A 25,030-nucleotide genomic window follows, 5' to 3' on the forward strand; every position below is an offset into this window, starting at 1 on the left:
AAGCGCACGAAGCACATCTCGTGACGCCACTTCCAGCCGGGTTAAGCAGTCTGTTTTTACAGAAATCCGCCGCGGTGTTTTGGCACCTGCTGTGGTATGTCTAGCTTTGGCTTATCGCTGGCCCGTATCGGGGCAGTGTGGAGGTGATATCAGATAATGAACCCACGTTTTTCATCCGACTCGTCGCGTCGTTCCGTCGCGCGTCGCTATCCCGCAATCTGCATCTCTTTCATGCAAATCAGCCGATGTTCTACCCGTCTCGGCGCTTCTCAGGATTCCAGGGCCGGCAGGCTATCTGAAAACTGAACAAGGGCGCTCTTGCTGTCGCAAGGGTTTTCTCGTGGTTTCTCCGGACTGTCATACTACGTTCGGGTATGTGTTTTACTATGATATGAATAAGAAACCGGTCGCGCAGTCGCAAAGCCAGCACTATCTGCTGGGGTTTAGGACTGTTCATGGGTTGTTATCGCGTCTTCGGACTGCGATAGTAGTCAATATTACAATTTGAGGTTCGCTATGTCTGACGACATTTCTTCAGTTTCGCCTTCGTCAGCAGGCGAACACGGCGTACTACGTTCCATGCAGGAGGTTGCGATGAGCTCCCAGGAAGCCAGCAAAATGCTACGTACTTACAATATTGCCTGGTGGGGTAATAACTACTACGACGTTAACGAACTGGGCCATATCAGCGTTTGCCCGGATCCTGACGTCCCGGAAGCGCGCGTTGACCTTGCAGAATTAGTGAAAGCACGCGAAGCGCAGGGGCAGCGCCTGCCGGCACTGTTCTGCTTCCCGCAGATCCTGCAACACCGACTGCGTTCGATTAACGCCGCGTTTAAACGCGCGCGTGAGTCCTACGGCTATAACGGCGACTACTTCCTGGTTTACCCGATCAAGGTTAACCAGCATCGCCGCGTGATTGAGTCGTTGATCCATTCCGGTGAACCGCTGGGTCTGGAAGCTGGCTCCAAGGCGGAGCTGATGGCGGTACTGGCGCACGCCGGTATGACCCGCAGCGTGATCGTCTGTAACGGCTACAAAGACCGCGAGTATATCCGTCTGGCGCTGGTCGGCGAAAAGATGGGCCACAAGGTCTATCTGGTCATCGAAAAGATGTCGGAAATCGCCATCGTGCTGGAAGAAGCCGAGCGCCTGAATGTCGTTCCGCGCCTTGGCGTGCGTGCGCGTCTGGCCTCGCAGGGCTCCGGTAAATGGCAGTCCTCCGGCGGTGAAAAATCGAAGTTCGGCCTGGCGGCAACACAGGTTCTGCAGCTGGTTGAGATTCTGCGCGAGGCAGGGCATCTGGAAAGCCTGCAGCTGCTGCACTTCCACCTCGGCTCGCAGATGGCCAACATTCGCGATATCGCCACCGGCGTGCGTGAATCGTCACGCTTCTATGTTGAGCTGCATAAGCTCGGCGTTAATATTCAGTGCTTCGATGTTGGCGGCGGTCTGGGCGTGGACTATGAAGGTACCCGTTCACAGTCCGACTGTTCGGTGAACTACGGCCTGAATGAGTACGCCAACAACATTATCTGGGCGATTGGCGATGCCTGTGAAGAGAACGGCCTGCCGCACCCGACGGTGATTACCGAATCCGGGCGCGCGGTTACCGCACACCACACCGTGCTGGTCTCCAACATCATCGGCGTTGAGCGCAACGAATACACCGAAGCGACCCCGCCAGCGCAAGACGCAGCGCGTCCGCTGCAGAGCATGTGGGAAACCTGGCAGGAGATGCACGAGACCGGCAATCGCCGCTCGCTGCGCGAATGGCTGCACGACAGCCAGATGGATCTCCACGATATTCATATCGGCTACTCGTCCGGTACCTTCAATCTTCAGGAGCGCGCCTGGGCAGAACAGCTGTATCTGAACATGTGCCATGAAGTCCAGAAGCAGCTCGACCCGAGCAACCGCGCGCATCGTCCGATTATCGACGAACTGCAGGAGCGGATGGCGGATAAGATTTACGTCAACTTCTCGCTGTTCCAGTCGATGCCGGACGCGTGGGGTATCGATCAGCTGTTCCCGGTGATGCCGCTGGAAGGGCTGAACATGGTACCTGAACGCCGCGCGGTGCTGCTGGATATTACCTGCGACTCCGATGGCGCGATTGACCACTACGTGGATGGCGACGGGATTGCCACCACCATGCCGATGCCGGAATACGATCCTGAAAACCCGCCGATGCTGGGCTTCTTTATGGTTGGCGCCTATCAGGAGATCCTCGGGAACATGCACAACCTGTTCGGCGATACTGAAGCGGTGGACGTCTTCGTCTTCCCTGACGGCAGCGTTGAGGTTGAGCTCTCCGACGAAGGGGATACCGTGGCGGATATGCTGCAATATGTGCAGCTCGATCCGAACACGCTGCTGACCCAGTTCCGCGATCAGGTGAAAAACTCCGGCCTTGACGAAGCGCTGCAGCAGCAGTTCCTCGAAGAGTTCGAAGCGGGGCTGTACGGATACACTTATCTGGAAGACGAGTAACCGTTGTTGCCCGGTGGCGCTGTGCTTACCGGGCCTACGGACGCTGGGCGGATAAGACCAGGCCGGCAGCAACAAGCTACGGGGCGGTATTTGCTATACTCTCTTGAACCCGTACGTATTAACGGCGATAATTCGCCCAACAAGCAGTCACCCTATTCAAACCCTTCCTCGTCGGGCCTAACGACGCGGAGGGGTTTTTTTATGTGCATTTTTAACTATATCGCCTGTAAAAAGAGGTCACACCCATGAGCACTTTAGGTCATCAATACGATAATTCCCTGGTCTCTAACGCGTTTGGTTTTTTGCGTCTGCCGCTGAACTTCCAGCCGTATGACAGCGACGCCGACTGGGTGATCACCGGCGTTCCTTTTGATGCGGCAACCTCCGGTCGCGCGGGCGGGCGTCACGGCCCGGCGGCGATTCGTCAGGTTTCCACCAACCTGGCCTGGGAAGGCAACCGCTTCCCGTGGAACTTCGATATGCGCGAGCGCCTGAACGTTGTCGACTGCGGCGACCTGGTTTACGCCTTTGGCGACGCGCGCGAAATGAGCGAAAAACTGCAGGCGCATGCGGAAAGACTGCTGGCGGCCGGGAAGCGTATGCTCTCCTTCGGCGGCGACCACTTCGTCACTCTGCCGCTGCTGCGCGCTCATGCGAAGCACTTTGGCAAAATGGCGCTGGTGCACTTTGATGCCCATACCGATACCTACGCCAACGGCTGCGAATTTGACCACGGCACCATGTTCTTCACTGCGCCGAAAGAAGGTCTGATCGATCCGAATCACTCTGTGCAGATCGGTATTCGTACGGAGTTCGACAAAGACAACGGGTTTACCGTACTGGATGCCTGCCAGGTGAACGATCGTTCCGTGGATGACATCATCGCTCAGGTGAAACAGATCGTCGGCGATATGCCGGTGTATCTGACCTTCGATATCGATGCGCTGGATCCGGCGTTTGCACCGGGAACCGGTACGCCGGTGATCGGCGGACTGACCTCCGATCGCGCGATCAAGCTGGTGCGCGGCCTGAAGGATCTGAACATCGTCGGCATGGACGTGGTGGAAGTGGCGCCGGCCTACGATCAGTCCGAGATCACCGCCCTGGCGGCGGCGACCCTGGCACTGGAAATGCTCTACATCCAGGCGGCGAAAAAAGGCGAATAAACCTTACGCGCTCACTGCTGCTGCGCGACGCATGCGCAGCAGCAGCATTCCTCCGGCCAGCAGCGTGATCGCCTGCGAGGCCACCAGTACTGAAAATCCTGAACTCACCGATCCCGCCGACTTCATCACCATTCCCATCAGCAGCGGAATAAATGCCGCACAGATGTTACCCACGCCGTTAATAATACCGTAGGCGCTGCCCACCGCCTGGCGCGGCGCATGATGCTGCACCACCGCCGGTATCGCCGCGCCCTGCAGTCCCCAGAAGATATTGGCCGACAGCATAAACAGCGCCAGCAGGGCCGGCTGCTGGCTAAGCATCAGCGCTATAACCGAACAGGCGGTCAGCAATCCGCCGACGATAAACAGCAGCGGCGCCTGCTCCGGGCGCAGCTTATCGAGCAGCACGCCGCCGAGAAATTTCGAACCGAGGCTGAGCAGGAAAGGGATCGCAGCCAGCAAACCGGTGGCCTGCAGCGAAAAGTGGTGCTCATCACGTAGCCAGGCCGGCAGCCAGGCGCTGCTGCCCCACAGATAGCTGAGAGTGGCAATCTCAACCAGCAGGATCCAGCCGAGAAGCGGCGTATGCCAGGCCAGCAGAAAGGTCTGGCGGAAGCCGGGACGGGCGCTGTTCATCGGGGCTGCCGGCGCCGGTAAGAAGCGCCAGATCGCTCCGCCGCCGAGGACCAGGTTGAGCCCCGCCAGGCTGTAAAACGATCCCATCCACCCCTGGTGCTCGACTAAAAAAGTGACCAGCGGAAAGCCCACCGCCAGCCCCAAAGAGACCCCCAGGGCGGTGACGGCATTGGGCTTGCCGATCTCTTCGGCAGAGAAGTTATCGCTAATAAAGCGCGTTTTAAGGGAAAACAGCGGACCTTCCGCGATCCCGAGGATAATCCGCGCCAGCAGCATCCCCATCAGCGAGCCCAGCAGCGGCGAGATGGCGCAGATCAGCGCCCATATCACCACGCTGCTTAACAATCCCTGTCGATAATGCAGCTTACTTTCTATAACTGGTGTTAATAATAATGCCGAGAATCCATAACCCAGAAGAAAACAGGTCATCAGCATTCCCTGTAACATTCTGTTTTCATTTAAATGAAAGTGGCTGGCAAAATCGGGGTTAAGAATCATCACCGAAATATTCACCCGGTCAATGTAAGAAATAATTATAAGTAGCAATAATGCGATTGTTCCCTGCCATTTTGCGGTCATCGTTATTCTTCTTCCTCACTCATTGATGGATCGTTATTATTATTTTTAAATAGCAGTGATAATCACGCATGTAAAATGGTTCATCAGTGAAACTCATTGTTTTAAATGATTAATTTAAACTTGTGTTTCATGGGTGAAACTTGATGACGCACTGCTTTTATCATTTTTAATGACTATTTAGAAAGAAAGTCAATAGCTATTCACGAGGTTTTTAGCGAGCGCTTAATTTAATTCCATATCACTCTTTAAATATCACAATTTCATATTGCCACTTTTTTTCGTGATCAATTGCACACTTAGATAATTAAACTGCGCTTGGTTAACAAATTCTTCACATTGCCGCTTGACGAAAGATTGAACGCTTTTATATTGACCGTATTAAATAAGAAACAGAGTTTCATATACGAAACAAAAGCCTGGAGGATCGTGATGAGCTGGATAGGCGTATGTGACGCAGAGCAAGTACAGGAAGATTTCCCTTATAGCGGCAACATCGACGGTAAAGAAATCGGTATTTATCTGATTGATGGCGAGTACTACGCGCTGGAAGACGTGTGTCCACATGCCTATGCGCTGTTAAGCCAGGGATTTGTCGAAGACGGCAAAGTGGAATGCCCGCTGCACGAAGCGGTATTCGACGTTAAAACCGGCCAGTGTCTGCATGGCCCCGGCGGGCGCAACCTTAATCGTTATCCGGTGCGGGTATACGACAATCAGATCCAGATTACCTTTATCGAGGAGAACGTGGCATGAGTGAATCCCTGGATTTTAACCCGGCGCTGCCGGAAAGCCGCCAGTTTACGCCGCCTGCGGAAGGCGGGAACGGCAACATCCATAAGCCTGGCGATTATCACAACCTTATCTGGCAAACCCGCAGTCGCGTTGCGGAAAGCTGGGAGCTGGAACTTATCGCGACCCTTGAAACGCTTTTCGAGCAGGGGGCGGAGAGCCTGACGCAGCTGGTGGACGGGCTGAATGCCCTGAAGATGCACGATCGGCAAGGCGATGCCTGGAGCGAAGAGAGCTTTCGGGTGTTTTTGCAGGTAAACGGATACTGAGGGCACGGCGATGACGACAACGGTACAAAACTATCTCGATAAAGGTTTACGTGGCCTGTGGTATCCGGTTCTGGCGAGCTGGGAAGTGCAGTCCGCTCCGGTGGGTATTACCCGTCTCGGCGAGCAAATTGTGGTGTGGCGTAACAAGGACGGAGAGCTGCAGGCGCTGGAAGACCGCTGCCCGCACCGCGGTGCCCGTCTGTCGATGGGCTGGAATCTCGGCGATCGTATCGCCTGCTGGTATCACGGCGTGGAAGTGGCCGGGAATGGCGAAGTTAAAGATGTTCCGGCGGTCGACAAATGTCCGCTGGTGGGCCAGCAGTGCGTGCGCAGCTACCACGTCCAGGAAGCGCATGGCGCGATATTCCTGTGGTTTGCGGCCACCCCCGACCAGCAGCCCGAGCCGCTCACCTTCCCGGAAGAGCTGGCCGATAGCGACAAATACAGCAACTTCCTCTGCACCGCCGCGTGGAAATGCAACTATCAGTACGCGCTGGAAAACGTGATGGACCCGATGCACGGCACCTACCTGCACTCCTCTTCGCACTCAATGGCGGAAGGCGACCGTAAAGCTGACATGGTGCTGCAGCCAACGAAAACCGGCTTTATCTTTGAGAAGAAAGGCCAGAGCGGCGTCAACTTCGACTGGGTCGAGCTGGGCAACAGCGGCGCTTACTGGATGCGCTTGTCAATCCCGTACAAAAAGCGTTTTGGGCCGGGCGGCCACTTCTGGATCGTCGGCATGGTGGTGCCGGAAGATAACGACAACTGCCGGGTCTTCTTCTGGCGTATTCGCGGCGTGCAGGGCTGGCAGCGCGATCTGTGGCGCTTTATGTATCGCAACCGTCTGGAAAAACTGCACTGGGAAGTGCTGGAGCAAGATCGCGTGGTGCTCGAAAGCCTGGCGCCGAACGCCCGCGATCACGAATACCTGTATCAGCATGACGTCGGCCTTTCCCGTCTGCGGCGGATGATGCAAAAAGCGGCGAAAGAGCAGCTGGCCGCGCGCGAAGAGCAGCAGGGAGCGGCCTGATGAACGGGCTGTTAACCGGCAAACGTATCGTGATTACCGGCGCGGCGCGCGGTCTGGGCTTTCATTTTGCCAAAGCCTGCGCGGAGCAGGGCGCTGACGTCGTGATGTGCGACATCCTGCAGGGCGAACTGGCGGAGAGCGCTCATCGTCTATGCGAGCAGGGTTATCGCATTGAATCACAGGCGATCGATCTGGCCGATGCTTCATCCATCGAGGGGGCGTTCCTCGCGATCGGCGAACGAGGAAAGATCGACGGCCTGGTCAATAACGCGGCGATGGCCACCGGCGTCGGCGGTAAAGACATGATCGACTACGATCCGGATCTGTGGGATCGGGTGATGTCGGTAAACGTCAAAGGCACCTGGCTGGTGACCCGGGCGGCGGTACCGCTGCTGCGCGAAGGGGCCGGGATCGTCAACGTCGCCTCCGACACCGCGCTATGGGGCGCCCCCCGGCTGATGGCCTACGTTGCCAGCAAAGGGGCGGTGATCGCCATGACGCGCTCGATGGCCCGCGAACTGGGCGAGAAGCGCATACGTATTAACGCCATCGCGCCGGGGCTAACCCGCGTGGAGGCAACGGAATATGTCCCTGCCGAGCGCCATCAGCTGTACGAAAACGGTCGCGCGCTGAGCGGCGCCCAGCAGCCGGAAGATGTGACCGGCAGCGTGGTGTGGCTGTTAAGCGACCTGTCGCGGTTTATCACCGGACAGCTGATCCCGGTCAACGGCGGATTTGTTTTTAACTAAAGAGGCGAGGCGGTATGGCAAACGTTCAGGAAGTGAAATACCTGGTGCCGGGGCTGGAGCGGGGACTGCAGCTGCTGCTGGCATTTGGCGAGCAGCATCGCGATCTGACCTTTGCCGAGCTGCATCGGCTGGTGGATATGCCGAAAGCGACCGCCTATCGCGTGGTGCAAACGCTGGAGTATATGGGGTTTCTCGAGCGCAACGCGCGTACTAATACCTTCTCGCTGGGGATGAATGTCCTGCGTCTGGGTTTTGAATATATTGCTTCACTGGATGTGGCGCAGGTCGGCCAGCCGGTGATAGAGCAGCTGCGTGATACCAGTCAGTGCAGCAGTCATCTGGCGATCCGCGACGGTCGGGACATTATTTACATCGCCCGCGTCAGCGCCGCCGGCTCACGGATCAATCAGGTCAGTATCGGTACCCGCCTGCCGGTTCACTGCACCTCGCTGGGCCGCATGCTGCTGACCGATGTCTCGCGCGGCGAGTTTGAGCAGCTGTTTCCCGATGAGCGGCTGCCGGGCAATACGCCGGGGCAACTTCACGATCGCGAAGCGCTATGGCAGATGGTGCAGCAGGATAAAGCGCGTGGCTATGTGATTGGCGAATCTTTCTACCGCCACGGCATCTCCTCTATTGTTTACCCGGTCTACGATCGCAGCGGTCGGGTAGCGGCGGTGGTCAGTATTCTGGTGCCGTCGGATGAGATCCCGCAAAGCGATCGGGAACGGCTGCAAAGCGACGTCAGCCTGGCGGCGGACAAAATTTCTGGCTTTTTAGGCTACCTGTCACAAGCCAGTTAAATCAATAAGTTAACATCAGACGCTTGAGTGCGTCGGGGATGTTTTACGCCCAAATCAGGGCGACAGAACGGTAAAGAGGCTACGAACGATGAGTGTAACCGGAATTGAAAAGCTGGAATTTGGCGTCGACGACCTGACTCATTGCGCCAGGTTTATGCGTGATTTTGGCCTGGCGGGCGACGCCAGCGGCCAGCGTTTTACTACCTTAAGCGGCGCGCGGGTGGAACTGAACCCGATCCATAGCCCGGATCTGCCGCCGGCCTTTGAAGCGGGTAACACCCTCCGCCGTATGACCTGGGGCGTGGCGGATCGGGCGGCGCTGGATGCTCTGCGGCCCAAACTGTCCCGCCAGCCCGCTTTTCGTGAGATTGACGGTGCCCTGGAGTGCCAGGATCCGAACGGCATGACGCTGCGCGTACAGGTCACGCAGCAAGTCGCGGTGACGCTGAACGTTGAGCCGATTAACCAGTGGGGCGATGTGCGCCGGATTGATACGCCCAGCCCGGTATATGACGGCGCGCAGCCGATCAACGTAGGCCACGTGGTGTTCTTCGTCGAAGAGCTGGCGGCGGTCGAGGCCTTCTATCGTGACGTGCTCGGTTTCCAGGTTTCCGATCGCTACATCAATCGTGCGGTATTCCTGCGCTGCGGCGTACGCGGCGGCCACCACAACCTCTTTTTATTGCAGCTCCCCAACCGCAAGCGCGGCCTGAACCACGTGGCCTTTACCGTCCGCGATATCCATGAAGTGATTGGCGGCGGCATCGCGATGAATAAGAACGCGTGGAGCACCTTTATTGGCCCCGGTCGTCACCCGGTCTCTTCCGCCTATTTCTGGTACGTCAACAGCCCGACCGGCGGCGCTTTTGAGTACTACACCAACGATGATTTCCTGACCGAGAACTGGCGCCCGCGCGAGCTGGAACACTCGCTGGTCTCCTTTACCGAGTGGGCGGTGGAAGGTGGGATCGACCACGATACCCGCCGCCAGCAGAAAAAGCCGGAGGCGGTATGACGGCGCGGATAGTCATTATCGGCGGCGGCCAGGCGGGAGGCTGGGCGGCAAAAACCCTGCGTGACGAAGGCTACGACGGTGAGATTTGCGTGGTGGCGGAAGAAGAGTGGGATTTTTACGAGCGTCCGCCGCTGTCAAAAGCGACGCTGCTGGAAGCCGATGCGCCGCTGCCGCGTCTGTTCAGCGAAGAGGTTCAGCAGGCGTTAAACCTTCGCTGGTTCCGCCCGCTGCGCGCTGAGGCCATCGATCGCCAGAGCAAAAGCGTTCATCTGAGCAACGGCGAACAGCTCGGCTATGACCAGCTGCTGATCGCCACCGGCGGTCGTGCCCGCCTGCCCGGCGAAGCCTGGGCGAAACAGCCTCAGGTTTACACGCTTCGCCACTGGCAGGATGCGCAGCGCCTGAAGCAACGGCTGGCGACCACCGCGCGGCTGGCGATTGTCGGCGGCGGCTGGATTGGTCTTGAGATTGCCGCCTCGGCGCGAAAAAGCGGCGTCGCGGTCACCTTATTTGAACAGCAACCGCTGCTGTGTATGCGTTCGGTAAGCGCGGAAGTGTCGCAGGAACTTGAACGGATCCATCGCGATCGGGGCGTCGATATTCGTTGCGGCTGCGGCGCGCTGGAGCTGGAGGATGATGGCGGTCTGCCGGTAATTCACTGCGATGGTCAGCGGGAAATCTTTGATGCGGTGGTGGTAGGGATCGGCGTCGATCTCAATCTCGAACTGGCGCGGGACGCGGGACTGGCGGTCGAGCGCGGGATCGTTGTCAACGCCCTGGGGCAGACCAGCGATTCGGCGATCTTCGCGGTCGGAGATGTGGCGCAGCATCACCAGTATGGTCTGTGCATCCAGTCCTGGGCCTTTGCCCAGAATCAGGCGGTGGCGACGGCGAAAGCGATGCGGAACCCGCAGGCGGCCGGCTACGCCGACGCGCCGTGGCTGTGGTCGGATCAATATGCCGACAATATTCAGATCCTCGGCATTCCGCAGCCGGGAACCCGGACGGTGGTTCGCCGCGATCCCAAAGGGCCGCTGTTTTTCTCGATCGATGCTGACGGTCGCCTGACTCAGCTGGTGGCGTTTAACGACGCCCGCACCGTCAAGCTGGCGAAACGCTGGATGGCCACGGGGAGAGATCTTTCCGCCGTACCGCTCGATGACCTGGCCTTTTCGCTGATGTCATTGCGATAAGACCCGCGCACCCTTAAGGGGGAGAGATGACCACATTAGAGACAAACACCGCGCCGCTTGAGGCAGGCGGTGAGGGCGTCCACACGCCTGAAAAAGCGGTCCGCTGGGCGATTCCACTGTCGCTGCTGGCCTGCGTACTGCTGGCGTTCTTCGACAAAATCAGTATTGCCGCGCTGTTTTCCGATAGCCATTTCCAGCAGGCGATGGGGATGGATTTTGACACCACGCGGCTGGGGATTCTGATGAGTGCCTTCCTGCTGAGCTACGGGTTTTCCTCGGTGCTGCTCAGCGGGCTGGGCGACCGTATCGCGCCGCTGCGCCTGCTCACCGGGATGATGATGGTGTGGTGCATTTTAATGGTGATGATGGGCTTCACCCATAACTACACCGTGATGGTCACCCTGCGCATTCTGCTCGGCATTGCCGAAGGACCGCTGTTTCCGCTGGCGTTCGCCATCGTCCGCCACACCTTTCCGCAGCGGCTTCAGGCGCGGGCCACCATGCTGTGGCTGCTCGGGACACCGGTCGGCGCGGCGATTGGTTTTCCGCTGTCGATTTGGTTGCTCAATACCTTTGGCTGGCAGAGCACCTTCTTTGTGATGGCGATGCTGACGGTGCCGGTGCTGATTTTCGTGCGCATCGGCCTGAGCGGGGTGCAGCTGGAGAGCAAAGCGTCCGGCGAAAAGGTCTCCCAGGAGGCGCGCCGCGCGGCGCGGCGGGAGCTGTTCGTCAGCCCGCATTTCTGGATGATTTGCGTGTTTAACATCGCCTTTCTGGCCTATCTGTGGGGCATCAACGGCTGGCTGCCGGGCTATCTGATTAAAGGCAAAGGTATCCATCTGGAGCATGCCGGTTGGCTGTCGTCAATGCCGTTTATCGCCATGCTGCTGGGAGAAGTGATCGGCGCCTGGCTCTCCGATCGTCTTGATAAACGCGCGGCTGCCTGCTTTATCTCGCTGGCCGGGGCGGCGGTTGGCCTGGCGGCGGTGATGCACTTCGCCACCCCGCTGACGGTCATTGCGGCGATGAGTTTTAGCACCTTTATGTGGGGCACCGGCGCACCCAATATTTTCGCTCTGCTGGCCAAGGCGACCCATCCCCGGGTCAGCGCCACGGCGGGGGGCATTTTCAACGGGCTAGGGAACTTTGCGGGCGCCCTGTCGCCGGCGGTGATGGGGGCGCTGATCGCCTTCACCCACAGCATGGATTCCGGGCTGATTTTTCTGGCGGTGATGGCGGCGGTGGGCTGCGTCCTGTTACTGCCGCTGCTGAGACGTTACTGAGGATAAAACGATGACTGATTCAACCGTAACTGCAAAACAGGGTATCAAACCGGAACATCTGACGATGGAAGAGTGGGTAGAGTCGCGTATCGCGCGCTTTGAGGGACGGAAATATGACTGGAACGCGCTGAAATTCCAGGCCGATTTCGACCCGAAATATCGTCGCGCCCAGATGCGCTATATCGGCACCGGCGCCACCGGCGTGGCGAGCGATACCAATACCGTCGCGGCGGAAAACTTCACCTTCTCCACCATGGTGCTGCCGGCGAAATGTGAAGGGCCGCTGCACCTGCATGATGATGTGGAGGAGGTGTTCTTCATGCTCAAAGGGCAGATAACGCTGATGATTCAGGATGGCGACAGCTATACCGAAACCGTGCTGCGCGAGCGCGATCTGATCTCCGTCCCGGCGGGTATCTACCGCGGGCTGTTTAACCACGGTGAGGAAGAGGCGCTGATGTGCGTGATGCTGGGCACCCGCAAGCCGAATATCCCGACCTATCCGGAAGATCACCCCCTGTCGAAAGTAAAACGGAATTAAGGAGGCGGTATGACGGGTTTTCGTGAACAAGGGCACGGCACGCCGCTGGTGCTGTTACACGGCATCAGCTCCGGCGCGGCTTCCTGGCATAAACAGATGGCGCTGTCCGGCTATCGCGTGCTGGCCTGGGATATGCCCGGTTATGGCGAAAGCCCGATGCTGCCGGTTGAGCAGGCGAATGCGGGCGATTATGCCGATGCGCTGGCGCGCCTGCTGGACCACGCCGGCGTTGAGCGGGCGGTAGTGGTGGGGCATTCGCTTGGTGCGCTGGTGGCCAGCGCCTTTGCGGCGAAGTATCCCCGCCGCGTGCGCTATCTGGTGTTAGTCGATGTCGCACAGGGGTACGGCCAGGCGGAGCCGGAACAGCGGGAAAAAGTCTGGCAGAGTCGCCAGCAGCTGATTGCGTCAGGCGCAGAACGGCTGGCGCAAAACCGGGCGGCGAAGCTGTTGCATCCCTGTGCGGCGGAGGCCGATGTCGCCACCGTTGCCGCCGGAATGCGCAAGCTGCGTCGTGAGGGCTATCTGGCCGCGGCGTGGATGCTGGCGCACGACGATATTCACCGCTGGCTTGGCGATTATCACGGCCGGTTTGAGGTGTGGTGCGGTGAGCAGGACGCTATCACGCAGCCGGAGCTGGTGCGTGGTCTGGCGCTACGCTACGGCATGGGTTACACGGCGATTCCGCACGCGGGGCACGCCAGCTATCTCGATAATGAAACCTTTTTTAATCAACAGCTTTTACGGGTAGGGGAAGAGGTGCGCGATGAATGCACAAATTGAAGGCCGTGTAGCGGTAGTCACCGGAGGATCGTCAGGGATCGGCTTTGAAACGCTGCGTCTGCTGCTGGGCGAAGGGGCGAAAGTCGCCTTTTGCGGCCGCAATCCCGACCGGCTCGCCAGCGCGCATGCCGCGTTGCAGAACGAGTATCCCGGAGCGGAGGTTTTCTCTTACCGCTGCGACGTCCTGAAAGAAGACGAGGTGCAGGCCTTTGCCGATGCGGTAGCGGACCGTTTTGGCGGCGCGGACATGTTGATCAACAACGCCGGGCAGGGCTACGTGGCGCATTTTGCCGATACCCCGCGCGAGGCGTGGTTGCATGAGGCAGAGCTGAAGCTGTTCGGGGTGATTAACCCGGTAAAAGCCTTTCAGGCGCAGCTGGAGCGCTCGGATATCGCCTCGATTACCTGCGTGAACTCGCTGCTGGCGCTGCAGCCGGAAGAACACATGATCGCCACCTCCGCCGCCCGCGCGGCGCTGCTTAACATGACGCTGACGCTGTCGAAGGAGCTGATTAGCAAAGGCATTCGCGTGAACTCCATTCTGCTCGGTATGGTGGAGTCCGGGCAGTGGCAGCGACGCTTTGAAAACCGCGCGGACAAGCGCCAGAGCTGGCCCGAGTGGACAGCGGATATCGCCCGTAAACGCGGGATCCCAATGGCGCGGCTCGGTAAGCCGCAGGAGCCTGCGCAGGCGCTGCTGTTTTTGGCCTCGCCGCTGGCATCGTTTACCACCGGCGCCGCGCTGGATGTCTCCGGCGGTTTTTGCCGTCACCTGTAAGGAGCCATCATGAAAAAAATTATGCTTATCGGCTATGGCGCCATGGCGCAAGCGGTGATTGAACGGCTGCCCCCGCAGGTCACGTTAGGCTGGATTGTCGCCCGGGAGGCTCACCATGCGGCGATTCGCGCCCGCTTTGGCGATGCGGTGACGGTACTTGACGATCCGCAATCCTGTACGGAAGCCCCGGATCTGGTACTGGAGTGCGCCAGCCAACAGGCGGTCGCGCAATATGGCGAAGCGATTCTCGCGCGCGGCTGGCATCTGGCGGTGATCTCCACCGGCGCGCTGGCCGATAGCGCGCTCGAACAGCGTTTATATCAGGCGGGCGGCAGGCTGACGCTGCTCGCTGGCGCGGTGGCCGGCATTGACGGACTGGCGGCGGCAAAAGAGGGCGGTCTTGAGCGCGTGACCTATCAGTCGCGCAAAAGCCCGGCCAGCTGGCGCGGAAGCTACGCGGAAATGCTCATCGACCTCAATGCGGTCAGCGAAGCGAAAATCTTTTTTGAGGGCAGCGCCCGCGAAGCGGCACGCCTGTTTCCGGCGAATGCCAACGTGGCGGCAACCGTGGCGCTGGGCGGTATCGGCATGGACGACACGCGGGTGCAGCTGATGGTCGATCCGGCCACGCGGCGTAACACCCACACGTTACATGTTGAAGGCGCGTTCGGGGAGTTTCGCCTCGAGCTGAGCGGTCTGCCGCTGGCCGACAATCCTAAAACATCGACCCTGGCGGCACTGAGCGCGGTACGCGCCTGCCGTGAACTGGCGCAACGCTAAGAGGCGGCAATGGACGAATTAACGATTTTTATCGGCGGTCGCTGGCGCCACGGCGGCGGCAATCTGATGCACAGTTACTTTCCGGCGGACGGATCGGTGAACGCCACGCTGCGGGCGGCCAGTCTCGACGATCTGCAGGAAGCGATGACCTGCGCCGAGCGTGCCTGGCGGGAACCAACGTGGCGCAACATGCTGCCCCATCTGCGGGCAAAGATCCTGCATAAAGTGGCGGATATTATCGAATCCCGTCTTGATGAGTTGGCGCGGATGCAAAGCCGCGACAACGGCAAGCCGCTGGCGGAAGCGCGAGGCCTGGTGATGAGCGCGGCGGGCAGCGCCCGCTACTTCGCCGCCGCCTGCGAGCTGCTGGAAGGAGAGCTGCCGACGCCGCGTCAGGCAGACCTGCTGACCCTGAGCCGCTACGAGCCGCTGGGCGTGGTGGCGGCGATCACCCCGTGGAACTCGCCGATCGCCAGCGAAATGCAAAAAGTGGCGCCGGCGATCGCCGCCGGCAATGCGGTGATCCTCAAACCCGCGGAAGCGACGCCGCTGATGGCGCTGGAGCTGGCGCGGATCTTCGAGCAAGCCGGTTTGCCTGCGGGGCTGCTGAGCGTGCTGCCGGGGAAAGGATCGGTGATTGGCGATGCGCTGGCGCGTCATCCGCTGGTGCGCAAAATTTCGTTTACCGGCGGCACCAGCACCGGACGTCATCTGGCGCACGTCGCGGCGGAAAAGCTGATCCCGGCGTCGCTGGAGCTCGGCGGAAAATCGCCGACCATCGTGCTGGAAGATGCCGATATCGAACAGGCGGCGCGGGGGATCTGCTACGGCATTTTCAGCTCAGGCGGCCAGGCGTGCATCGCCGGTTCGCGGCTGTTTGTGCATGAAAAAGTTTACCCGCAGCTGATGGCGCGGCTGCTGGAGCTGACGCGCGGACTGCGTATTGGCCATCCGTTCAGCGACGATACCCACATCGGGCCGCTGATTAATGAACAGCACCGTGACGGCGTGCTCGCCTACGTCGAACTGGCGAAACGCGAAGGCGGGCGGGTGCTGTGCGGAGGGGAGATTCCGGCCGATCCGGCGCTGGCGGCGGGCAGCTACTTCCAGCCGACGATCGTCGAAGGGCTGACGAATCAGGCGCGGGTCTGTCAGGAAGAGATCTTCGGCCCGGTGCTGGTGGCGATACCCTTCAGCGATGAGGAGACGCTGATCCGCGAAGCCAATGACTCGGTCTATGGTCTGGCGGCGGGGATCTGGACGCGGGATAGCGGGCGCGCCCTGCGCTTAAGCGAACGTCTGGAAGCCGGGACGGTGTGGATCAACACCTATAAGGTTTTCTCTATTTCGACCCCGTTCGGGGGCTTTAAAGAGAGCGGTCTGGGCCGCGAAAAAGGGATTCAGGGGCTGAAAGCCTGGATGCAACAAAAGAGCATTTATCTGGCGACGGGTAATAGCGTGAATCACTGGTGCGATTGAGAGAAGGGTGAGCAATGAGCGAAATGATAACCGTCGGCGAAGCCATCGCCAGAACGCTGGAGCAGTACAACGTTGAGGCTATTTACGGCGTCATCTCTATTCATAACCTGCCGGTTGCCGATGCCATTGGCCAGCGCGGCAATATCCGCTTTGTTCCGGCGCGTGGCGAGGCCGGTTCGGTGACCATGGCCGATGCCCACGGTCGCTTTTCCGGCCTTGGCGTCGCGCTAACCAGCACCGGCGCCGGGGCGGGGAACGCAGTCGGGGCGCTGGTGGAGGCGATGAATGCCGGTACGCCGCTGCTGCATCTGACCGGTCAGGTAGAGAAAACCTGGCTGGATGCGGATACCGGGTTTATTCACGAAACCCGCGATCAGCTGACCTTCCTGAAAGCCAGTTCGAAACGCGCGTATCGCATCAGCAACGCCAACCAGGCGATCGCCATTTTGCACAAGGCGATTCAGGAAGCGCGGACGCCGCCGTGCGGGCCGGTATCGGTGGAGATCCCGATTGATATTCAGGGAGCCAGTATTCCCCTGGCGCTGGTCACCGCCCCGCTGCACATCGCGCCGGCGCCGCCGGTTGCTCAGACAACGGTGGATACCCTGTGGGCGCAGCTCAGGCAGGCGAAACAGCCGCTGCTGTGGCTGGGCGGCGGAGCTATCGGTAGCGAAGCGGCGGTGAAAAAACTGGCGGATGCGGGGATCACCGTGATCTCCAGTACTCACGGGCGCGGCGTGCTGCCGGACAGCCATCGCGCCAGCCTGCGCGCCTTCCATAATTCGCCTTCCGTTGAGGCGCTGATGGCGCAATGTGATTTCACCCTGGTCGCGGGCTCGCGTTTGCGCAGTAACGAAACACGTTCCTGGACGCTGGAACTGCCGTCACCCCGCGTACAGATTGATATCGATCCGGCGGCGGCCAGCCGTAACTATCTGATGGACAATACGCTGATCGCCGATTGTCCGGCTTTACTGGCGGCGCTGGCGGCAAAAGCGCAGGGGCGTGAATGGGGCAATGGTCACTGGGACGCACAGGTAAAAGAGGCGGTGACGCTGGCTGAGCACGGGCTACGTGAACAGTGCGGCGCCTATGCCCGGCTGAATGATGCTATCGAACAGGCGCTGCCTGATGACGGCATTCTGGTCCGCGATATCACCGTCTCCGGCAGCCTGTGGGGCAGTCGCTTGTTCCGTGCAAATGGCCCGCTGATGAACGTGCATTCGCTGGCGGGGGCGATTGGAATGGGGCTGCCGATGGCGATCGGCACGGCGATTGCCAACCCGCAGCGTAAGATAGTTGGCCTGGTCGGCGACGGCGGTCTGAGCCTGAACCTTGGAGAGCTGGCGACGCTGGCGCAGGAAAAAGCTAACGTCACGCTGATTATCATGAACGATGGCGGCTATGGCGTTATGCGCGGTATTCAGGATAAGTATTTCGGCGGTCGCCAGTATTACAACGAACTGCACACGCCGGATTTCACGCTGCTGGCACAGGCTATTGGTCTGCAGGCGTGGAGCGTGGAGCGAGCGGAGGATTTCACCTCGGTGATGACCGAAGCGCTGGCGACGCCGGGGCCGTCGGTGGTAGAGGTCAGGATGGGGCAGATTGGCGCGCTGCGTTTTGCCGGACCGCCGCAGAAGACGCTGTACTAAGCTCTCTTCCCCTCTCTGCGGCGCAGAGAGGGGAAGAGGAGATTATTTAATACCGTCTGCCTTCATGCGATCGCGGATATGCTGAGCACGTTCTTCGGAGGCCGGGTGATCGTCAAACATTGAACTTTGACGCCCGGCTTCCAGTTTAGCCAGCTTCTCGAAGCTGGTGGCCAGTCCGCCCGGATTAATCCCGCGTTTACGCAGCAGGTCGTAGGAGTAGTCGTCCGCTTCGGACTCCTGGCGCTGGGAGAACTGCGAGTTCACCAGCTTTTCGCCCAGATCGCCAAGTTGAGATTGCGACAAGCTGCCGACGATACCGCCCGCCGAGGCGGCGGCGGCGCGAACGGCGTTGGTGCCGAGCGCAACCTGCATACCTTTCTTCACGTGGCCGAGGGCGACGTGGCCCATCTCATGGCCGATTACCGCTTCAACTTCGTTATCGTTCATGATGTCCATCAGGCCGCTATAGACGCGGATGCAGCCATTAGCCATCGCGAACGCGTTGACGTCCTTGGTTTCATACACTTTGTAGTTCACCGGCTGGCCGTTGATATTGTCGCCCAGCGCGGCGGCGATTTTATTCAGACGCTTGCTGTATTCGCTGCTGGCCGGCGACAGGGTGGCTTTGCTATCCATCTCTTTGCAAGCCTGGTCACTTAAGCTTTTAACCTGAGCATCGCTCAGGGAATAGGCCTGAAAAGCTTCGGCGCCCGAACTGAGAAGGGCGTTGGAGTCCATGTTCTGACATCCGGTGAGGGTTGCTGCGATCCCAAGGGCAAGAATAGTTGAGCGAATTTTCATTTTTATCTTCCACACTCGTTCGATGATCTGACTGAAAAAGGCAACAATAAGGCTGTCGCATCCTGTACAAATTATAAAGACTATTGCGCGGCGCGGGCGAGAGGATTCCGGGGCAGCACAACGTGTTCCGGAGATTTCTTAAACCACAAAAGGATGCTCCATGTACATGCTTTCGCGCTTGGGTTACATTGTTGACACTTTTTTCTGGCGTAGCCCAAAACGCGCTCTCGTCAAGTCGTTAAGGGTATGGCCTTCAACAGTCCGAACTGGAGTCAAAATGTCCTCACGTAAAGAGCTTGCTAACGCTATTCGTGCGCTGAGCATGGATGCTGTACAGAAAGCCAAATCCGGCCACCCGGGTGCCCCGATGGGTATGGCTGACATTGCCGAAGTCCTGTGGCGTGATTTCATGAACCATAACCCGCAGAACCCGGCCTGGGCCGACCGCGACCGCTTTGTGCTGTCCAACGGCCACGGCTCCATGCTGATTTACAGCCTGCTGCACCTCACCGGTTATGATCTGCCGATCGAAGAGCTGAAAAACTTCCGTCAGCTGCACTCTAAGACGCCGGGCCACCCGGAAGTGGGCTACACCGCTGGCGTAGAAACCACCACCGGCCCGCTGGGTCAGGGTATTGCTAACGCCGTGGGCATGGCTATCGCGGAAAAAACGCTGGCCGCGCAGTTCAACCGTCCGGGCCACGATATCGTTGACCACTTCACCTACGCCTTCATGGGCGACGGCTGCATGATGGAAGGGATCTCTCACGAGGTCTGCTCCCTGGCCGGTACCCTGAAACTGGGTAAACTGGTGGCGTTCTATGATGACAACGGTATCTCCATCGACGGTCATGTGGAAGGCTGGTTCACCGACGACACCGCTAAACGTTTCGAAGCCTACGGCTGGCACGTGGTGCGCGGCGTTGACGGTCACGACGCCGACGCCATCAAACGTGCGGTAGAAGAAGCGCGTGCGGTCACCGACAAACCGTCCCTGCTGATGTGCAAAACCATCATTGGCTTCGGTTCCCCGAACAAAGCGGGCACCCACGATTCTCACGGCGCGCCGCTGGGCGATGCAGAGATTGCGCTGACCCGCGAACAGCTGGGCTGGAAATACGCGCCGTTCGAAATCCCGTCTGAAATCTACGCACAGTGGGATGCGAAAGAAGCCGGTCAGGCGAAAGAAGCGGCCTGGAACGAGAAGTTCGCTGCTTATGCGAAAGCCTTCCCTCAGGAAGCCGCTGAATTCACCCGTCGTATGAAGGGCGAAATGCCGGCTGACTTCGACGCCAAAGCCAGTGAATTTATCGCTAAGCTGCAGGCTAACCCGGCGAAAATCGCCAGCCGTAAAGCGTCGCAGAATGCGATTGAAGCATTTGGCCCGCTGCTGCCGGAATTCCTCGGCGGCTCTGCTGACCTGGCGCCGTCCAACCTGACTCTGTGGTCTGGTTCGAAAGCGATTAACGAAGACACCGCCGGTAACTATATCCATTACGGCGTGCGTGAATTCGGCATGACCGCGATCGCCAACGGGATCGCTCTGCACGGTGGTTTCCTGCCGTACACCTCCACCTTCCTGATGTTCGTGGAATATGCCCGTAACGCGGTGCGTATGGCGGCGCTGATGAAACAGCGTCAGGTGATGGTCTACACCCACGACTCCATCGGTCTGGGCGAAGATGGCCCGACGCACCAGCCGGTAGAGCAGGTGGCGTCCCTGCGCGTGACCCCGAACATGTCCACATGGCGTCCGTGTGACCAGGTGGAATCGGCGGTGGCGTGGAAATATGGCGTTGAGCGTCACGACGGCCCGACCGCGCTGATCCTCTCCCGTCAGAACCTGGCGCAGCAGGATCGTACTGCAGAGCAGCTGGCGAACATCGCTCGCGGTGGCTACGTGCTGAAAGAGTGCGCCGGTCAGCCGGAGCTGATCTTCATTGCCACCGGCTCTGAAGTGGAGCTGGCGGTGGCCGCGTGGGACAAACTGACTGCCGAAGGGGTGAAAGCGCGCGTGGTCTCCATGCCGTCTACCGACGCGTTCGACAAGCAGGATGCGGCGTACCGTGAATCAGTGCTGCCGAAAGCGGTCTCTGCTCGCGTGGCCATTGAAGCCGGCATCGCCGACTACTGGTTCAAATATGTCGGCCTGAATGGCGCTATCGTTGGCATGACCACCTTCGGTGAGTCTGCGCCGGCAGAGCAGCTGTTCGAAGAGTTCGGCTTCACCGTCGACAACGTGGTCGCGAAAGCGAAAGCGCTGCTGTAGTCGTTATCTGCCCGCTTATCCGGGCGATAACAGCAGAAAAAGCCGGGCTAAACGCCCGGCTTTTTTTTGACGCCGTTATTCCCGATAGCCGCCGACAGATTGCGTATTATTCCATCCAAAATGTGATGTACGTCAGATAACTCACTTCTTCCGCTGGACAGACATTCCTTTTATTCCTCGTTTCGCTTATTCTAGCTGAAGCGTTTCAGTCGTTTAAATGTTCGACAATTAATCAATCAGTCGCAGTTTGCGACGGGTAAGGTTTCCCTTCGGGCGTTGCTGGATTACTCTGTCAGCCATCTCAAATCAGGGACAACCTTGCAGGAGACCTATGACCATACGCATCGCGATTAATGGCTTCGGTCGCATAGGACGCAACGTGGTTCGCGCTTTATATGAATCCGGGCGTCGTGCGGAAATTACCGTGGTGGCAATCAACGAGCTGGCGGATGCCGCGGGCATCGCGCATTTGTTGAAATATGACACCAGCCATGGGCGCTTTGCCTGGGATGTTCGCCAGGAGAGAGAGCAGCTGTATGTCGGCGATGATGCCATACGTCTGCTGCATGAACCTTCGATTGAGGCGCTGCCCTGGCAGGAGCTGGCGGTTGATATTGTTCTCGATTGTACCGGTGTTTACGGCAGCCGTGAGCATGGCGAAGCCCATATTCGGGCAGGGGCAAAGAAAGTGCTCTTTTCCCATCCCGGCAGCAGCGATCTTGACGCGACCGTTGTATTTGGCGTGAACCATGATGAGTTGCGTACGGAGCATCGTATTGTTTCCAACGCCTCCTGCACGACCAACTGCATTATCCCGGTCATAAAACTGTTAGATGATGCCTACGGCATTGAGTCAGGAACGGTAACGACAATCCACTCCGCCATGCACGATCAACAGGTGATCGACGCTTATCATCCGGATCTGCGCCGTACGCGCGCGGCCAGCCAGTCGATTATTCCGGTCGATACCAAACTCTCTGCGGGGATCACGCGAATTTTCCCGCAGTTTAACGACCGTTTCGAGGCAATTGCGGTCCGCGTACCGACGATTAATGTGACGGCGATTGACCTTAGCGTGACGGTGAAAAAACCTGTAAAGGCTAATGAAGTCAACCAGTTGCTGCAAAAAGCAGCACAAGGTGCATTTCATGGTATAGTTGACTATACGGAATTGCCGTTGGTCTCGATAGATTTCAACCACGACCCACACAGCGCCATCGTTGATGGCACCCAAACCCGGGTCAGTGGTGCTCATCTGATCAAAACATTGGTCTGGTGTGATAATGAATGGGGCTTTGCTAACCGGATGCTCGACACGACGTTAGCGATGGCCGTTATTGGTTTCAGGTGAGACATCCCTGCGCAACATTGTTCGTGATGGAGCGTATGGCGTCTGCAAAACTTTAAGAATCATTGAGAGGATTCACCATGTCTGTAATTAAGATGACCGATCTGGATCTGGCTGGTAAACGCGTTTTTATCCGTGCCGATCTGAACGTACCAGTCAAAGACGGGAAAGTAACCAGCGACGCGCGTATCCGTGCTTCTCTGCCGACCATTGAGCTGGCGCTGAAACAGGGTGCTAAAGTGATGGTCACTTCTCACCTGGGTCGTCCGACCGAAGGCGAGTACAACGAAGAATTCTCTCTGCTGCCGGTTGTTAATTACCTGAAAGACAAACTGTCTAACCCGGTTCGCCTGGTTAAAGATTACCTGGATGGCGTTGAAGTTGCCGCCGGTGAACTGGTCGTTCTGGAAAACGTTCGCTTTAACAAAGGCGAGAAGAAAGACGACGAAGCGCTGTCCAAAAAATACGCGGCGCTGTGCGACGTGTTCGTTATGGACGCCTTCGGTACTGCACACCGTGCGCAGGCCTCTACCCACGGTATCGGTAAATTCGCCGATGTTGCATGTGCTGGCCCGCTGCTGGCCGCTGAACTGGACGCGCTGGGTAAAGCGCTGAAAGAGCCGGCTCGCCCGATGGTTGCCATCGTGGGTGGTTCTAAAGTTTCCACCAAACTGACCGTTCTGGATTCCCTGTCTAAAATCGCTGACCAGCTGATCGTCGGTGGCGGCATCGCCAACACCTTCGTTGCCGCTCAGGGCCACAACGTGGGTAAATCCCTGTACGAAGCTGACCTGGTTGACGAAGCGAAACGCCTGCTGACCACCTGCGATATCCCGGTTCCGACCGACGTTCGCGTGGCAACTGAGTTCTCCGAAACGGCGACCGCGACGCTGAAATCTGTTAACGACATCAAAGATGACGAGCAGATCCTGGACCTGGGCGATGTTTCTGCACAGAAACTGGCTGATATCCTGAAAAACGCTAAAACTATTCTGTGGAATGGTCCGGTTGGCGTATTCGAATTCCCGAACTTCCGTAAAGGGACTGAAATCGTGGCTAACGCCATCGCTGACAGCGAAGGTTTCTCCATCGCCGGCGGTGGTGACACCCTGGCAGCGATTGACCTGTTCGGCATTTCGGACAAAATTTCCTACATCTCCACTGGCGGCGGCGCATTCCTCGAATTCGTGGAAGGTAAAGTCCTGCCAGCAGTAGCTATGCTTGAAGAGCGCGCTAAGAAGTAAGTTTGATCAGGCGGGGAAATCCCGCCTGTTTTGCAAATAAAATTCAATTTGTTGCTCTAAATAATTCGTGTTGCCGGAAGGTGGCGACAGCGCGAACGCCAGGTTCTTACGTAACCGGGGTAAGCGAGGTAAGCCAGAGGACTGCCGCACGAATGATGGCGAGCATAAACGGCCGAAGATACAGGACTACGTAACATGTCTAAAATTTTTGATTTCGTAAAACCTGGCGTGATCACTGGTGATGACGTTCAGAAAGTGTTCCAGGTAGCTAAAGAAAATAACTTTGCTCTGCCAGCGGTTAACTGTGTGGGTACTGACTCCATCAACGCCGTTCTGGAAGCTGCTGCAAAAGTTCGTTCTCCGGTTATCGTTCAGTTCTCCAACGGCGGCGCTGCGTTTATCGCGGGCAAAGGCGTGAAAACTGACGTTCCTCAGGGCGCAGCAATCCTGGGTGCTATCTCTGGCGCACATCACGTTCACCAGATGGCTGCACACTACGGCGTGCCGGTTATTCTGCACACCGACCACTGCGCGAAGAAACTGCTGCCGTGGATCGACGGCCTGCTGGACGCGGGTGAGAAACACTTCGCTGCTACCGGCAAACCGCTGTTCTCTTCTCACATGATCGACCTGTCTGAAGAGTCTCTGCACGAAAACATCGAAATCTGCTCTAAATATCTGGCGCGCATGGCCAAAATGGACATGACTCTGGAAATCGAACTGGGTTGCACCGGTGGCGAAGAAGACGGCGTGGACAACAGCCACATGGACGCTTCTGCCCTGTACACTCAGCCGGAAGACGTTGATTACGCGTACACTGAACTGAGCAAAATCAGCCCGCGTTTCACCATCGCCGCTTCCTTCGGTAACGTACACGGCGTGTACAAGCCGGGTAACGTCGTGCTGACTCCGACCATCCTGCGCGATTCTCAGGAATATGTTTCTAAGAAACACAACCTGCCGCACAACAGCCTGAACTTCGTCTTCCACGGCGGTTCCGGTTCTTCCGCTCAGGAAATCAAAGACTCCGTAAGCTACGGCGTTATCAAAATGAACATCGATACCGATACCCAATGGGCAACCTGGGACGGTATCCTGCAGTACTACAAAACCAACGAAGCTTACCTGCAGGGCCAGCTGGGCAACCCGAAAGGCGAAGACCAGCCGAACAAGAAATACTACGATCCGCGCGTATGGCTGCGTGCTGCACAGACGTCCATGGTGACTCGTCTGGAGCAGGCATTTAAAGAGCTGAACGCGATCGACGTTCTGTAAGAAAAATCTGTTTCTTGCGCGAAAGCCCGCTGAATAGCGGGCTTTTTTTATGGCTGAACAATACGATATTTC

The 25,030-nt window shown here is 58.3% G+C and carries 24 protein-coding genes; 22 read left to right on the forward strand and 2 right to left on the reverse strand.

From position 1 onward, the window contains the following. The first annotated feature begins 156 nt into the window (after positions 1 to 156). The 4 genes from OQV00_RS27225 (at position 157) to speB (ending at position 3,659) form a co-directional block, all read left to right on the forward strand. Positions 157 to 306, forward strand: a complete 150-nt coding sequence (locus OQV00_RS27225; protein ID WP_418324751.1) for a hypothetical protein — start codon at positions 157 to 159, stop codon at positions 304 to 306. A gap of 85 nt (positions 307 to 391) precedes the next feature. Next, positions 392 to 508: an acid stress response protein YqgB gene (gene yqgB, locus OQV00_RS03975; protein ID WP_015585756.1), complete on the forward strand. Its 117-nt coding sequence runs from the start codon at positions 392 to 394 to the stop codon at positions 506 to 508. Positions 509 to 516: 8 nt separating this feature from the next. After that, positions 517 to 2,493, forward strand: a complete 1,977-nt coding sequence (speA, locus tag OQV00_RS03980) for a biosynthetic arginine decarboxylase (protein WP_266279871.1) — start codon at positions 517 to 519, stop codon at positions 2,491 to 2,493. Between the two features lie 245 nt (positions 2,494 to 2,738). Next, positions 2,739 to 3,659, forward strand: coding sequence for an agmatinase (gene speB / locus OQV00_RS03985; protein WP_004867471.1), 921 nt, complete (start codon positions 2,739 to 2,741; stop codon positions 3,657 to 3,659). A gap of 3 nt (positions 3,660 to 3,662) precedes the next feature. On the opposite strand, the gene OQV00_RS03990 is transcribed toward speB, so the two are convergent. After that, positions 3,663 to 4,874 (reverse strand): MFS transporter, encoded by a 1,212-nt coding sequence (locus OQV00_RS03990; RefSeq protein WP_054829379.1) that lies wholly within the window; start codon positions 4,872 to 4,874, stop codon positions 3,663 to 3,665. 429 nt (positions 4,875 to 5,303) lie between these two features. Here OQV00_RS03990 and OQV00_RS03995 point away from each other — a divergent pair, with 429 nt between their 5' ends. The 14 genes from OQV00_RS03995 (at position 5,304) to OQV00_RS04060 (ending at position 18,021) form a co-directional block, all read left to right on the forward strand. Further along, positions 5,304 to 5,627: a Rieske (2Fe-2S) protein gene (locus tag OQV00_RS03995; protein ID WP_004151769.1), complete on the forward strand. Its 324-nt coding sequence runs from the start codon at positions 5,304 to 5,306 to the stop codon at positions 5,625 to 5,627. Next, entirely contained in the window at positions 5,624 to 5,932 is a 309-nt protein-coding gene (locus tag OQV00_RS04000) for a recombinase-like helix-turn-helix domain-containing protein (protein WP_004867467.1), read from the forward strand. Before OQV00_RS03995 ends, OQV00_RS04000 begins: the two co-directional genes overlap by 4 nt. A gap of 10 nt (positions 5,933 to 5,942) precedes the next feature. Then, the gene (locus tag OQV00_RS04005) at positions 5,943 to 6,965 is read left to right on the forward strand and encodes an aromatic ring-hydroxylating oxygenase subunit alpha (RefSeq protein WP_004867464.1); all 1,023 of its coding nucleotides are present in this window, start codon (positions 5,943 to 5,945) and stop codon (positions 6,963 to 6,965) included. Further along, a complete protein-coding gene (locus OQV00_RS04010; protein WP_015585758.1) occupies positions 6,965 to 7,714 on the forward strand; it encodes an SDR family oxidoreductase in 750 nt (249 codons plus the stop codon). Before OQV00_RS04005 ends, OQV00_RS04010 begins: the two co-directional genes overlap by 1 nt. Positions 7,715 to 7,728: 14 nt before the next feature. Further along, positions 7,729 to 8,517 carry an IclR family transcriptional regulator gene (locus OQV00_RS04015; RefSeq protein ID WP_004867460.1) on the forward strand — a complete coding sequence of 263 codons (789 nt, stop codon included), beginning with the start codon at positions 7,729 to 7,731 and terminating at the stop codon, positions 8,515 to 8,517. A gap of 88 nt (positions 8,518 to 8,605) precedes the next feature. Continuing rightward, complete coding sequence (locus OQV00_RS04020) at positions 8,606 to 9,532, forward strand: VOC family protein (RefSeq protein WP_004867458.1); 927 nt, start codon at positions 8,606 to 8,608, stop codon at positions 9,530 to 9,532. Continuing rightward, positions 9,529 to 10,725, forward strand: coding sequence for an NAD(P)/FAD-dependent oxidoreductase (locus OQV00_RS04025; protein ID WP_032718236.1), 1,197 nt, complete (start codon positions 9,529 to 9,531; stop codon positions 10,723 to 10,725). Before OQV00_RS04020 ends, OQV00_RS04025 begins: the two co-directional genes overlap by 4 nt. Positions 10,726 to 10,751: 26 nt before the next feature. Further along, positions 10,752 to 12,008, forward strand: coding sequence for an MFS transporter (locus tag OQV00_RS04030; RefSeq protein WP_004867453.1), 1,257 nt, complete (start codon positions 10,752 to 10,754; stop codon positions 12,006 to 12,008). Between the two features lie 10 nt (positions 12,009 to 12,018). Next, on the forward strand, positions 12,019 to 12,549 hold the full coding sequence (locus tag OQV00_RS04035; RefSeq protein ID WP_004867451.1) for a cupin domain-containing protein: 531 nt from the start codon (positions 12,019 to 12,021) through the stop codon (positions 12,547 to 12,549). Between the two features lie 9 nt (positions 12,550 to 12,558). Continuing rightward, positions 12,559 to 13,329, forward strand: coding sequence for an alpha/beta fold hydrolase (locus OQV00_RS04040; RefSeq protein WP_134936100.1), 771 nt, complete (start codon positions 12,559 to 12,561; stop codon positions 13,327 to 13,329). Continuing rightward, positions 13,313 to 14,107 carry an SDR family oxidoreductase gene (locus OQV00_RS04045; protein WP_015585763.1) on the forward strand — a complete coding sequence of 265 codons (795 nt, stop codon included), beginning with the start codon at positions 13,313 to 13,315 and terminating at the stop codon, positions 14,105 to 14,107. The genes OQV00_RS04040 and OQV00_RS04045 overlap by 17 nt, the downstream gene beginning before the upstream one ends. A 9-nt stretch (positions 14,108 to 14,116) precedes the next feature. Then, the gene (locus tag OQV00_RS04050; protein WP_004867444.1) at positions 14,117 to 14,887 is read left to right on the forward strand and encodes an aspartate dehydrogenase; all 771 of its coding nucleotides are present in this window, start codon (positions 14,117 to 14,119) and stop codon (positions 14,885 to 14,887) included. A 9-nt stretch (positions 14,888 to 14,896) separates the two neighbouring features. Beyond that, a complete protein-coding gene (locus tag OQV00_RS04055; RefSeq protein WP_118842432.1) occupies positions 14,897 to 16,366 on the forward strand; it encodes an aldehyde dehydrogenase in 1,470 nt (489 codons plus the stop codon). A gap of 14 nt (positions 16,367 to 16,380) precedes the next feature. Beyond that, positions 16,381 to 18,021 (forward strand): thiamine pyrophosphate-binding protein, encoded by a 1,641-nt coding sequence (locus OQV00_RS04060; protein ID WP_032718233.1) that lies wholly within the window; start codon positions 16,381 to 16,383, stop codon positions 18,019 to 18,021. A gap of 42 nt (positions 18,022 to 18,063) precedes the next feature. Here the strand turns inward: OQV00_RS04060 and loiP are convergent, their stop codons facing one another. After that, complete coding sequence (loiP, locus tag OQV00_RS04065) at positions 18,064 to 18,822, reverse strand: metalloprotease LoiP (RefSeq protein ID WP_004867438.1); 759 nt, start codon at positions 18,820 to 18,822, stop codon at positions 18,064 to 18,066. A 277-nt stretch (positions 18,823 to 19,099) separates the two neighbouring features. On the opposite strand from loiP, the gene tkt reads away from it, so the two are divergent. The 4 genes from tkt to fbaA all read left to right on the forward strand — a co-directional run bounded on the left by tkt (position 19,100) and on the right by fbaA (position 24,958). Continuing rightward, on the forward strand, positions 19,100 to 21,091 hold the full coding sequence (gene tkt / locus OQV00_RS04070) for a transketolase (protein WP_128320973.1): 1,992 nt from the start codon (positions 19,100 to 19,102) through the stop codon (positions 21,089 to 21,091). A 331-nt stretch (positions 21,092 to 21,422) separates the two neighbouring features. After that, complete coding sequence (gene epd / locus OQV00_RS04075; protein WP_015585767.1) at positions 21,423 to 22,442, forward strand: erythrose-4-phosphate dehydrogenase; 1,020 nt, start codon at positions 21,423 to 21,425, stop codon at positions 22,440 to 22,442. Positions 22,443 to 22,519: 77 nt separating this feature from the next. After that, on the forward strand, positions 22,520 to 23,683 hold the full coding sequence (gene pgk, locus OQV00_RS04080; protein ID WP_004867431.1) for a phosphoglycerate kinase: 1,164 nt from the start codon (positions 22,520 to 22,522) through the stop codon (positions 23,681 to 23,683). Between the two features lie 195 nt (positions 23,684 to 23,878). After that, on the forward strand, positions 23,879 to 24,958 hold the full coding sequence (fbaA, locus tag OQV00_RS04085; protein WP_004867428.1) for a class II fructose-bisphosphate aldolase: 1,080 nt from the start codon (positions 23,879 to 23,881) through the stop codon (positions 24,956 to 24,958). Positions 24,959 to 25,030 lie beyond the last annotated feature (72 nt).

The organism is Klebsiella sp. DY2415 (genome assembly GCF_026314315.1).
Classification (GTDB): Bacteria; Pseudomonadota; Gammaproteobacteria; order Enterobacterales; family Enterobacteriaceae; genus Klebsiella; species Klebsiella ornithinolytica.